This window comes from Salinivirga sp. (assembly GCF_055145285.1).
The window spans coordinates 1-12,882 of record NZ_JBSRDC010000032.1 but is presented as its reverse complement, the minus strand read 5'-3'; the positions used below and the strand labels follow the sequence as shown (position 1 = coordinate 12,882).

The following is a 12,882-nucleotide window of genomic DNA, read 5'->3' as shown; positions in this document are numbered from 1 at the left end:
CTATGATCAAAAAATTAATACTGGCATATCAATATAACCGAAAGCTTGGCGCTATCCTGCAACCATCAATTGCACTTAAGGAAGAAAAATCTGCTTTTTACAACATTACCCCGGTTCTTCCAGAAACTCCATCAAACGAGCTACCTGCATCGAACGCACATATAGAAACCATGCTAAAAACTTGTTTTGAATACACCGAAAAGCATATTTTCAATATTTTCGGGCGATCGAGACAAATGCAAACCGACTTTTATCAGAATCTGGACAAAAAGTACCTCCAGGAACACATACGCCCATACATCGACAAGCGCCTTATCGATGTACTTCAAATTGCTTATGCCCATTCTGTACAGGTCTACTACAAGCAAACCCACAATGTTTTCGAAACAGATAAGCTTCAAATATCCGATGAACCTTTACAGTGCAAATTTCATTTTCAATATGACGGAAAACTAAGATACACGTTATCAATTGATTATAAAGACAAGCCGGTTAGCCTGAAAGATCAAAAAATCTTTATCCTGTGCGAAGAACCATCGGCATTTATCATGAACCACACCATTTACTTTATTGAACATTTCAACACGAAAAAAATCATTCCTTTCATCAATAAAGACGAAATAGAAATACCTGAAAAATTGGTTGATAACTACTTTAACACCTTTGTGCGTAAATTAATAAAAACCCATGATGTAACGGCCGCAGGATTTGAAATAAAAACGCCCCAGGTTGAGCCGCAGGGGAAATTAGATCTTGAACAATCTATAGCCCATAAACTCACACTAAATCTCAGCTTTTTCTATGGTCACATCAAGGTGCGCCCTGACCAAAACAGGGAGCAAGCTATAGTTGAATTCCACCCCGAAACCAAATCATTCACCAAAATTCAGCGCAATGCGGACTGGGAACAAAATAAAATTGCGCTGCTGGAAAAGCTGGGACTGATAAAGCGTTCAGGTACCATTTTTACACTTAAAGGCCAGGCAGATGATTACAATCTCATCGAATGGGTGAACCGGAACTACCGGAATTTGGTAAACAATGGATTTAAAATTGACGCTAACCTGGAAAAAAAATATCACCTGGGAGACATAAGCCTCGATATACAGGTCAAAGAAAAAAATGACTGGTTTGATTTATATGGAGTAGTGAAGCTTGGAGATTTTGAAATACCTTTTGTAAAGCTACGCAACCACATTTTAAAAGGCAACCGGGAATACACCCTCCCTGACGGCACCATAGCCATTATTCCGGAAGCCTGGTTTGCTGACTACCGTGACCTTTTCGGGTTGGGCAAAAAAGAACAGGAAACACTCAAATTCAGAAAATACCAGTTCGAAGCGCTTAACAAACTCCCAATAGATGGGAAAAGCCAAATCAATGAACAGTTTCAAAGCTTACTTTCGGACCGGCAGAATTTTGAAATTCCGGCGGAAATCGACGCCACTCTGAGAACCTACCAAAAAGCAGGCTACAACTGGATGCGAAGGTTACGTGAATACAACTTCGGCGGTTGCCTCGCCGATGACATGGGCCTTGGAAAAACACTGCAAACCTTAACACTCCTTTCCTTCCACCACTTTTATGGTAGCAATACATCGACTGCGAATAAAAAAACAGAAGAAACAGAAGAAGGACAACTCGATTTGTTTTCCGAACAATTGAAAACACTGGAGCGCAAAGCCACATCATTAATTATTGCGCCTGCATCCATTGTGCATAACTGGCAAAATGAAGCCAAAAAATTTGCGCCGCAACTTAAAATCAAGCAACACATCGGGAATACCCGCACCCAAAACGTCAACAACTTCAGGTTTTATGACCTCATCATCACCACCTATGGCGTAATCAGAAACGATATCGACGCGCTGGAGCGATTTCAATTCGACTACATTGTAATTGATGAAAGCCAAAACATTAAAAACCCCGATTCGGTTATTTACAAAGCCGTGAGCCGCCTGCAAAGTCAAAATAAACTGGTATTGACCGGCACACCCATCGAAAATTCACTTACCGACCTGTGGGCACAGCTTAACTTCATTAACCCGGGATTGACAGGCTCACAAAAATGGTTTAAGGATTATTACGTTGTGCCTATCGAAAAAAATCAGGACAAAGAAAAACTGGAAAAACTCAAGAAGCTCACAGCTCCATTTGTATTGCGCAGAACAAAAAACGAAGTGGCTCGAGACCTCCCGCCCCTCACCGAGCAAACCATCTTGTGCGATATGACAGAGGAGCAGTATCAACTTTATGAAGAAAAAAAATCAGCCACACGAAATGCACTCATGCAGGTTATATCTACTGATGGAATAGGACGCAATACCACACTCATTCTCAAAGCACTAAATGAATTGCGCCAGGTAGCCAATCATCCAGCAATGCTTGATGAAAATTATGAAGGAAATGCCGGAAAAACAGAAATAGTATCACGCCATCTTGAGAACCTGGTAGCTGAAAATCATAAAGTGCTGGTATTTTCATCTTTTGTAAAGCACTTGAACCTCGTTAAAAAAATATGCCACGAAAAAAACTGGCCTTATGAATTGTTAACCGGACAGACGAAAAACAGAGAGGATGTAATACAGCAGTTTCAGGAAAACGAAGATACCCACATCTTCCTTATTTCATTGAAAGCCGGAGGTGTTGGACTCAACCTTACTGCCGCCGACTATGTGCTCATGCTTGATCCATGGTGGAACCCGGCTGCGGAAGCACAGGCTATCAATCGCGCGCACCGCATTGGTCAACACAAAAGTGTGATTGTGTACCGTTACATTACAAAGGATACCATTGAAGAAAAAATCCGTACCTTGCAGGGTAAAAAGCAAAAATTGTCCGATGAATTAATCGACGATAATGTCGTACTCAAAAACATGACAACTGACGAAATAGAAAACCTATTCAAATAGTTGAACAGATTTAAAAGCCGGATAACATGAAACACTTACTTATCATAATGGCCATTTGTTCTGCTTTAGCGGCCCGGGGGCAGAAAAAACATTTCCAACACGTAGACCAAAATTTTATTCTGCACAAAATTACCCAAACCCAACCGGGCACCTGGAGCCTGACAGAAAATACCGATACGCGGCACTATGGCCTTACAGATCAGGAGTTTTTTAAGCACTTTGGAAACGACCGTGTTGGGAAGATTGGCAACAAGGCCCGAGTTGAAAATTATGATAAAATTGGACTCAACTACGTGGCCATACACGCGTTAGTACTTGAAAACAAAAAATTAAAAGCAAAAATAAAGCAGACCGAAGATGAACTCACTTTGGTTAAAAACGCATTAGAAAAACTTGAGCAAAAAATAAAAGAGCTTGAAAAAAGCATTCAAAAAGAAAAGAAAACTAAAAAAGTAAAAGAAAAAAAAACATGGCACTAATTAAATCTATTTCAGGCATAAGAGGCACTATTGGAGGTAAAAGCGGAGAAAATTTGACACCCGAAGATGTGGTAAAATTTGTGGCCGCCTATGCGCATTGGATAAAAACGCAAAACCCTAAAAAAACATATAGCGTTGTGGTGGGCCGCGACGCCCGAATAAGCGGCGAAATGGTTAAAATGCTTGTCAATGCCACACTAACCGGAATGGGTATTGATGTGCTGGACATTGACCTGGCTTCAACACCCTCAACAGAAATGGCTGTAACACATTTTAATGCTGACGGCGGACTTATTTTAACTGCATCGCATAATCCTAAAGAATGGAACGCTCTTAAAATGTTGAACAGCGATGGTGAGTTTTTAAATGCAGAAGAAGGTGAAAGCATACTGAAAATTGCTGAAAACGGAACAATAAATTACACATCGGTGGACACCCTTGGAAAAGTAACAAGTGCCAATTACCACGAAGAGCACATCAGGGCTATAACAAAGCTGGAACTTGTGGATGTTACTGCCATAAAAGAAAAAAAATTCAAGGTGGTGGTAGACGGAATCAACAGTGTGGGAGCCCTCATCATACCTGATCTTTTACGTGCCCTGGGTGTAGAAGAAATCACTGAAATAAACAGCAAAGCTAACGGACATTTTGCCCACCCTGCAGAGCCGCTGCCTGAAAATGTGAAGGCCACATGCGAAGCTGTAAAAAAGCACAATGCAGACCTGGGCATTGTGGTGGATCCTGATGTAGACCGTCTGGCGCTGATTGACGAAAATGGGGTGATGTTTGGTGAAGAATATACCATAGTGGCCGTCGCCGAATATGTATTGCAGCACAAAAAAGGTAATACAGTATCGAACCTCTCCTCTTCGAGAGCGCTGAGCGACATAACACAGAAAGCAGGCGGACAATATTTCGCTTCGGCTGTGGGAGAAGTGAATGTAGTGGCTAAAATGAAAGCTGAACATGCCGTAATCGGCGGTGAAGGTAACGGTGGCGTTATTTATCCCGAATTACATTACGGTCGCGATGCCCTGGTTGGCATAGCCCTGTTCCTCAGTCACCTTGCAAAATTGAATACTACCGTATCGGAACTCAAAAAAAGATATCCGGAATACACCATCATTAAAGATAAAATCACGCTCTCTCCTGGTTTGAATGTAGATAAACTTTTGGAGGACATCGCCAAAGTCTACCATAACGAGAAAATCAATCGTATTGATGGAGTTAAAATAGACTTTTCCAACGGATGGGTACATTTAAGAAAATCTAATACTGAGCCTATTATCCGTATATATTGCGAAGCCCCGACTGCACAGGAAGCACATGAATTAATCAATAAGATGAAAGAAAATATTAACAATTCATTCACAAATTAACCCAAAAATATGGTTAAATTTGAAATGAATCATTAATTAAAATTACTATAGCCTTATGGAAAAAAAATTCACTTTTAGCGACGCTTTATCGAACGCCTATCAAATTGGGATTAAAAACATCTTATCTTTAATAGGCGCTATTATTTTGTGGATTCTGACAATTTGGATTCCTTACATCAATGTTGGAACCACCATTGCTATTGTAACAATTCCGGCAAGCCTGAGTAAGGGCAATGTAATTTCACCCACAGAAATTTTCAACAAAAAATACCTCAAATACATGGGAGACTACTTCCTTGTTTCTGCCTTAAGAGGTATTGGTGTTTACATCGCATTTCTGTTTATGATCATCCCGGGTATTGTACTTTCATTAGCATGGTCACTGGCAGTTTTATTGGTAGTAGACAAAGGTATGAATGCCAATAAATCGCTTAATTTAAGTAACAAACTGACTTACGGTTACAAATGGATCATCTTCGGTGCCCAAATCGTTTTGGTTCTGCCTTTATTCATTTTAGGACTAATTCACCCTATAGTTGCAGCCCTTTATGGTATTCTTTTAGTACCATTTATGCTGGGTCTTAAAGCATATGTTTATGGTCAGTTAGCTGGCGACGTTGCCGAAGAAGAATAAAAAATTATAATTGTAATTTATAGCCGCACTCAAACCAGTGCGGCTTTTTTTTTATACTATTTTAAATCAAAACAGTTTCGTAAAAATTATTAACTTGCCGTATGCCTTTTATCCCGCTAAACATATCATTTGATTTTGAATACTATCCTTTGCTTATCGTTGCAACCATTGCGGTTATGGTTCCGCTGTTGCTTACTTCATTGCGAATTCAGCGTATTCCGGGCGTAATTATTGAAATCATTGCCGGCTACCTGGTTGGCAAATTTTTACTCAATGGTTTTCCGGAACACCATTTGGAATCACTTGATTTTTTGGCACTCTCAGGTTTCATGTTTTTAATGTTTCTCAGTGGTCTTGAAATAGATGTGGACCAAATACGGCAATCTTTACCCAAAAGAAAGCTTACGGGTCGTACAATCCAGGAAAACCCGATGCTTGTTGGCATTGTCATCTTTATTATTGCACTAATACTCTCTTATGGATTTGCACACTTACTCAATACGGTAATTCATATTCAAAACAAATGGTATTTTGCCCTTATTATGGTTACTACTTCAGTAGGTATCATACTTCCGGTATTAAAGAGCCAAAATGAGCAAAGTACACGTTTTGGACAAATGGTGATTACAGCCGCTGCCATAGCAGATATTTTCAGTATTATTCTTTTCTCATTTACAGCATTCATACTCAAACAGGGCTTTAAACCTCAACTACTATTAATTTTCGTCATCTTTTTTATCTTTTACATCATGTATTTCCTGGGCATGAAACTTACAGGGAAAGCCTGGATAAAACGAATGGCCTATAAACTCTCCCATGCCGTTTCTCAAATACAAATCAGGGGCACCGTGTTCCTTATTTTGCTTTTTGTGGTTCTTGCCCAACTAATCGGAACAGAAATTATGCTCCTTGGGGCATTCCTTGCAGGAATATTGGTTTCCATTTTCATGAATAAATCAAGATCAGTCCTGCTCATTAAACTCGATGGTATGGGCTACGGTTTCTTCATCCCAATATTTTTTATTATGGTGGGTGTGCATTTCGATGAAACTGCACTTAAGGAAATGAGTAATGCCCTGCTCCCGTTTTTGGCATTACTGTTTGTGGCTTTATATGTGATTAAAATTGTGCCATCATTGTTATGGCGACATCTTTTTGGTACACGAAAAGCCCTCGGAGCCGGGTTTCTGATGGCATCCAGGTTAAGCCTGATTATAGCTGCATCAAAAATAGGGCTCGACTTTGGAATTATCACCCCCGGCATGAATGCCTCATTTGTATTGATGGCCGTAGTCACCTGTTTCGTTTCACCTGTACTTTATAATTTAATATCGCCAAATAAAATCCTGGAAGGCGATAAAATTATAATTATCGGTGGTAGCAGTACCGGCGTGCTTCTTGCCAGAAGAATGAATATGCATGGCCGAAAATCAATTTTTGTTGAACAGAACAAGGCACGTTGTGAAGAAATTAAAAGAAAAGGCATGCATATTTTGCATGCTGACGGAAGACAACCCGAGACTTACCGTAAGCTAAAAATCAAACAGCACAACTTTGTTGTAATTGTTACCAATGATGAAAAGCAAAATGCCGACATCGCTTTTATGCTAAAAAAACAACTTGGTCACTCCCGCGTAATTACTAAATCGAGTAACGCTACCACAGAGCGCAGATTAACCGGCTACCAGGTTGAATACATCGATGAAACACAATTGAAAGCAACAGCCATTGAGAACCTCATTACCCGGCCTGCTTCTTACCGGGCTCTGCTTGAAAGCTTTGAGAATTTCTACATCGAAGACATCACAATACTTAGTAAAGATGTCAGTAAAAATAAAATCAAAGATATCCCATTTCATCAAGATGGCGAGCTGATTCTCATAAAGCGGGGTCCGGATGTAAATATACCACATGGTAACACCACACTACAAACTGGTGATGTAGTTACAGTAATGGGTACCCAGACCGCGCTGGATGACTTCCGCGATAAATTCGCAAAGAGCTGATTTATTCTGCTGCAATCAACACTTTTAAAAACTGCAGTACATTTTTATAATTACTAATATTATACCGTGCGCTTGAGGTGGTTTTGCCAACTTTAATGGTTATGGCAGAATCAGGTAATTCCCGGAACATATGCTCATCGGTCCAGTCATTACCAATGCCCATAATAAAATCAATGGACCGACCGTCAATCTTTCGAAGTGCGGCTTTACCTTTCGAAGTATCGCTATTTTTCACTTCTATGGACTTGTTGGCCTCCAAAATCTCGAGATCATGGTTGGCTATAAGACTTGTAAGCTGGTCCTTGAGTTCATTGGCCCTGCCTACACCCAGTTCGGGATCGGATTTGCGATAATGCCAAACCAGTGAATAATTTTTTTCTTCGACAAATGTACCAGGGGTACGATCTTCATAAAATTCCAACACGGGGAGTATCAGCTTTTTCCAATCAGTATCTATGCCCTCGGCTTCGGTCCAGGCTTTCCCGGGCTCTTTGCATGAAGCACCGTAGTCTGTAATAAGGGTGTAATTTTTATCTTTAAACCAGCTGTCAAAAGCATTTTTATCCCGGCCACTCACAATAACCACCTCATTGTGCTCATCTGCAGCGAGTGTGTCCAAAATATCAATAACTTCAGTAGTAGGTTTAGCCTTTTTCGGATTGTCTTTATCTGCTACCAGCGTTCCGTCGTAGTTGATGAATAAAATACGTGATTTGGCTTTCTTGTAAACTTTAGCCACCTCCTGCTGAATTGCATCTGTTAATTTCTTTCCACTTTGTATAGCTTGCTGATCCTGAACTTCTTGCAAATTATTAAAGAAATCGTCTGCCCATTTTTCTACATTGTAGCGTTTTAGCCTGTTTTGCATTGTAGTAATCCGCGCCATTTGCTCGTCTGCAGGCATTGCTAAAGCTTCATGTATGGCATCTGCAATGGCATCAATATTATTTGGATTTATCAGAACGGCCTCACTCATCTCTTTGGCCGCGCCAGTCATTTCGCTCAAAATAAGTACACCTTTGCTGTCAATTTGTGAGGCAACGTATTCTTTGGCCACGAGGTTCATACCATCGCGAATAGGTGTTAAGAGTGCTACATCGCTTGAACTGTAAAGGTCGATCAGGTTTTCGAAAGGTAGTGCCCGGTAGAAATACCAAACGGGTGTCCAGTTGATGGTGCTGTAATTACCATTAATACGGCCCACGAGCTCATCTATCTCGCTTTTCATGCGCTGGTACTGATCTACATTCTGACGTGATGGCACACAAAGCATAATCAACGTAGCCTGTCCACGATAATCGGGGTACTTTTCGAGAAAATGCTCAAAGGCGTAAAGCCTTTTCTGTATACCTTTGGTATAGTCGAGCCGGTCGATACTCAGAATAAATCTTACTTCGGGATTTACAAGTTGGTGTTTATCAAGCTCCTGGTGTAACTCTGTGCGGTCTTTTACCGATTTACGTTGTTGCGAAACAGAAGCATTGTAAAATTTGTCGTAATCAATGCCCATGGGGAATATATCGGAACGAATAATGCGGCTATTGATTAAAATCTCATTGAAATTAATTTCATACCCCAACAAGCGGCGTACCGAACTGAAAAAGTGACGTTCATAATCGTATGTGTGAAAGCCAATTAAATCGGCTCCCAACAAACCTTCCAGGATTTCTGTCCGCCAGGGCAGAATACGAAATACCTCAAAAGATGGAAACGGGATATGCAGAAAAAACCCTATGGATGATTCCGGGAAACGTTCCTTAATCATTTGAGGTAACAACATCAGCTGATAATCGTGAATCCAAACCTTGTCACCCGGTTCAATATGTTTGGCCACCACATCGGCAAATTTTTGGTTCACTTCGCGATACTTATCCCAATATTGTTGATGATATTCTGTATATTCTGTAAAATAATGGAAAAGCGGCCAAATGGTTTTGTTGCTAAACCCGTAGTAATAGTTTTCCACATCATCTTCTGTAAGTGGCACATTTACACACCCCTCTTTGGTTGAGGCTTCTTCAACTTCCGCTTTCATGGAATCGTCTATTTCCTCTTCTGTAAGCCCCGTCCAACCTATCCACAAACTTTCGCCGGCACTGTGCACCGACTTCATTCCTGTGGCCAGGCCACCCACACTGGGCGTAACTGTAAGCTCCTCATTTGCTATCTTGATTTGAAGTGGTAACCGGTTCGAAATAATAATTGTTTTATGCATAAGTTTATGTTTTTTTTTACTTTGTTTTTTTAAGTGCTGACTTTGTTAGATCACATGCTATTCCCTCATGGTATTACAATCCACGTTATCTAAAAGTTCTAAAAAAGCTATTGATAAGCACTACCTAATAACCCCGGCAATAAAAAACCATATTTTTTATTGCCACGGAATGTAATAAAAACAATTCGATTTACCAATTCGCAATACGAGAAAAAGCAAGAGGCTGTTATATAAAGCGATCATTCTACATGAAGCACCAATCCTTTGAGGTATTCACCTTCGGGATGGAAAATACTAATGGGATGATCGGCCGGCTGGGTGAGTTGATGTAAAATACGCACTTTTCTTCCGGCATTGGCCGCAGCCGCGAACACTGATTTTCGAAAGTTCTGTGGACTCACAGCTTGTGAACAGCTAAAAGTAAACAATATGCCATTTTCACCAATATTCTCAAATGCCCGCTGGTTAATTCGCTTATATCCTTGCAGGGCATTGCTCAACACATTATGGTGTTTGGCAAATGCCGGCGGATCGAGCACGATGAGATCATAGGTATCTTCAGCACCGGCAAAAAAATCAAATGCATCAGCGACTATACCTTTATGCTCATGCTCGTTGCCAAAATTGAGTTCCACGTTTTTTGCAGTAAGATCAATAGCTTTGGCCGAGGAATCTATGGTATGTACTTTTTGCGCTCCGTTTTCCATGGCAAATAATGAAAAACCACCTGTATAGCCAAAAACATTGGCCACTACCCGGCCCTTGGCATAGTTACCCAGCAAACGCCGGCTCTCACGCTGATCGATAAAAAAACCGGTTTTTTGGCCTTCGAGCCAGTTGATTTCATATTTAATCCCATACTCTTGCACAACTCCGAAGGTTTTATCTCCCTTAATAAAAAAATTCTTTTCTACATCTTCCAGGGCTTTTTTAGGCAATGTGCCGGAGCTTTTGCAATAGATATGCTGCAAATCATCGCCAAACAGCTCTTCCAGCGCAGCTGCAACATATTCGCGGGCCAGAAACATGCCTATGCTATGCATTTGCAAAACAGCAGTATCGTTGTAAATGTCAATGATTAATCCGGGCAAAAGATCACCCTCACCATGTACAAGCCTGTACACATCGGTCTCAGGCATATTTTGCAAGAGTTGCTTACGGAGCTGCAGGGCCGAATGCAAACGGGCGTAATAAAAAGACCGGTCAATATTTATTTGTTCAAAACTAAGCACACGCACGGCAATAGATCCAATCTGGTAATGACCACATCCCAAAAAATTGTCTTTGTTGTCATATACATCTACCACGTTTCCTTCTGCAAGTGGGCCATAGGTCTTTTTTATGGCGCCTGAGAATATCCAGGGATGGAAGCGTTTCACGCTTTGGTCCTTGCCTGATTTTAATACGATCTTAGTTCTATCGGTCATTGTTTTTAATCATTTGCATTTGTTCATATATTTCCAGGCATACCCAGGCATCGGTAGCAGCGTAACGTAATTGGGGTTCTGTCAATACGGGTGCCTCCCAGTTGGTTAATCGCTGTCGTTTCGAGATACGCTTATTGAGAAAAATAGCAGCCATCTTTTTCACGCCCTTCTCCTCCACACCAAATTCTTCGACGTGCTTCTGGAGATCGACAAATCCTCCGTCTTCGAACCTTTTCAGTTTTTTCAAACCGCGCACGTCATCTAATATGGCCGCTCCAACTTTTAGAATGGTTGGCGTAGCCATGAGTTTAACCAAAGATTTTGGAAAACCGGTCATATGTAGTCTGAAAAGCCAGGCTGTATCATTGCTGCTCAGTTGTAGCAGCGATATGCCGTTGCGGGTTCCTTTTTTAAAAGCCGGCTTGGTCTCCGTATCGAAGCCCAGCACAGAATGGATGCTGATTTCAGGAATTACCTCCTCTACTTCTTCGGGCCGGGTAATTACTTTTATGGTACCTTCGAACTGCCCTTTAGGCAATTCGTTCAGGGTTTCTTTATCAATTGTTCTCCTGAGCATTACTCAATCCCCCATTCATCTTTGCGCTGTTCGGTAATCCAGTTTTCTGTATTGTTGTCCACGCCTTCCTGTACATCGTCACTGAGTTGCTCATTATGAAAGTAGTAATGCATAATGCGCAATGAATTCACAAGGCGTTGGCCCCAATATTCATTAAAAGTACGTTTTACTTCGGCCACGGCATCTTTCATCAGTTCGTCCACAGCAGTACTGTAGAGACTGGTAAAATCTTTAATGTCCTGGAAAATATCGGCAAAATTTTCTGACAGTGCATTTTCTTCGTTGGCTTCAAATCGCCCCACGTTCTCCTTATAGGTATCAAGCTTATCTAACTTCTGCTCGAGCTGCAGCTTTACCCTGCTCCACTCTTCTTCACTAACAAATTTCTCCAGTGTTTCTGGTTCAGCTATTTCAAAATCGGGCAAAAGTTGGGCTTTCATGTACATTAAAGGCAGCAAACGAAGTGTATATTGAATAAATTTTTTCTGCGAATACTCATGCAGCGAATCCATTAAAGTTACATACTCGGTTGCTACAGTCACAAAATCAAGCACATCGCGCGAATAAAGTAAGTTCCTTTTCTCTTCTTCCATCGTCTGATAATTTGGGGCAAAATTAATATTTTATACTGAATTGGGCAATGTGCCCAACAGCAGATGAACAAGACTAATGCCAAAACCTTGCTATTCCCGGAGCAGGATTTTAAAAAAATTAAGTGGCTTTACTATCCGGCGAATAGGATATCCAGTAAGTCACCAGGTGAATTGTGCATTGCCAATTCAGCCTGCGCTTAGTCACGGCGCGAGGCACCTGGCTATGTTTTCAAAATCATTTTCTTCCCGGACATGGAACCTGGTACTCGCACTGTGACTAGCGGTATGCGCACCACTGAACTTTACCAATCGGAGGCTGACCCGGAGTCGGTCTCCGACTAATACGAGAAATAATAATAAAACAAGTCCGAGGCGAAGTGCCCCGGACCTGGTTTTATTCCAGCTGTTACTGTTTTTAGTTTACTACTATACTTTGTGTATGCAGGGTTGTATGGTTTTGATCTATTTTGATGAAATAAATGCCGTCGGGCAATTCTTCCATGTTGACCGTTTTCTGATATTGGCCTGAATTGCTCATTTCATGATGCAATGCCCTGATTAGTTTACCTGCGCTGTTGTAAATTTTAACAGCCACACTCCCTGCCTGGTTTAAATTGCAGGAAATATTCAGGGTATTTTGTACCGGATTTGGATAAATGC

10 protein-coding genes are annotated in these 12,882 nt (G+C 41.0%); 5 read left to right on the top strand and 5 right to left on the bottom strand.

Going from position 1 to position 12,882, the window contains the following annotated elements; genetic code table 11:
* The first annotated feature begins 2 nt into the window (after positions 1-2).
* From ACTB0Y_RS06810 to ACTB0Y_RS06790, 5 genes are all read left to right on the top strand, one after another.
* The gene (locus tag ACTB0Y_RS06810) at positions 3-2,912 is read left to right on the top strand and encodes a DEAD/DEAH box helicase (RefSeq protein WP_463206063.1); all 2,910 of its coding nucleotides are present in this window, start codon (positions 3-5) and stop codon (positions 2,910-2,912) included.
* A gap of 26 nt (positions 2,913-2,938) precedes the next feature.
* Positions 2,939-3,391, top strand: coding sequence for a hypothetical protein (locus ACTB0Y_RS06805; RefSeq protein WP_463206062.1), 453 nt, complete (start codon positions 2,939-2,941; stop codon positions 3,389-3,391).
* Positions 3,382-4,770, top strand: coding sequence for a phosphoglucosamine mutase (glmM, locus tag ACTB0Y_RS06800; RefSeq protein WP_463206061.1), 1,389 nt, complete (start codon positions 3,382-3,384; stop codon positions 4,768-4,770). The genes ACTB0Y_RS06805 and glmM overlap by 10 nt, the downstream gene beginning before the upstream one ends.
* Before the next feature lie 55 nt (positions 4,771-4,825).
* Entirely contained in the window at positions 4,826-5,404 is a 579-nt protein-coding gene (locus tag ACTB0Y_RS06795; RefSeq protein ID WP_463206060.1) for a hypothetical protein, read from the top strand.
* Between the two features lie 101 nt (positions 5,405-5,505).
* Positions 5,506-7,410: a monovalent cation:proton antiporter family protein gene (locus ACTB0Y_RS06790; RefSeq protein ID WP_463206059.1), complete on the top strand. Its 1,905-nt coding sequence runs from the start codon at positions 5,506-5,508 to the stop codon at positions 7,408-7,410.
* A gap of 1 nt (position 7,411) precedes the next feature.
* On the opposite strand, the gene ACTB0Y_RS06785 is transcribed toward ACTB0Y_RS06790, so the two are convergent.
* From ACTB0Y_RS06785 to ACTB0Y_RS06765, 5 genes are all read right to left on the bottom strand, one after another.
* The gene (locus tag ACTB0Y_RS06785; protein ID WP_463206058.1) at positions 7,412-9,625 is read right to left on the bottom strand and encodes a bifunctional alpha,alpha-trehalose-phosphate synthase (UDP-forming)/trehalose-phosphatase; all 2,214 of its coding nucleotides are present in this window, start codon (positions 9,623-9,625) and stop codon (positions 7,412-7,414) included.
* A gap of 239 nt (positions 9,626-9,864) precedes the next feature.
* A complete protein-coding gene (locus tag ACTB0Y_RS06780; protein WP_463206057.1) occupies positions 9,865-11,052 on the bottom strand; it encodes a class I SAM-dependent rRNA methyltransferase in 1,188 nt (395 codons plus the stop codon).
* Positions 11,042-11,629 carry a 3'-5' exonuclease gene (locus tag ACTB0Y_RS06775; RefSeq protein WP_463206056.1) on the bottom strand — a complete coding sequence of 196 codons (588 nt, stop codon included), beginning with the start codon at positions 11,627-11,629 and terminating at the stop codon, positions 11,042-11,044. The genes ACTB0Y_RS06780 and ACTB0Y_RS06775 overlap by 11 nt, the downstream gene beginning before the upstream one ends.
* Complete coding sequence (locus ACTB0Y_RS06770) at positions 11,629-12,222, bottom strand: DUF5063 domain-containing protein (protein WP_463206055.1); 594 nt, start codon at positions 12,220-12,222, stop codon at positions 11,629-11,631. The genes ACTB0Y_RS06775 and ACTB0Y_RS06770 overlap by 1 nt, the downstream gene beginning before the upstream one ends.
* Before the next feature lie 415 nt (positions 12,223-12,637).
* Positions 12,638-12,882, bottom strand: a 245-nt coding sequence (locus tag ACTB0Y_RS06765; RefSeq protein ID WP_463206054.1) for a T9SS type A sorting domain-containing protein, incomplete at its 5' end; no start/stop codon positions are given.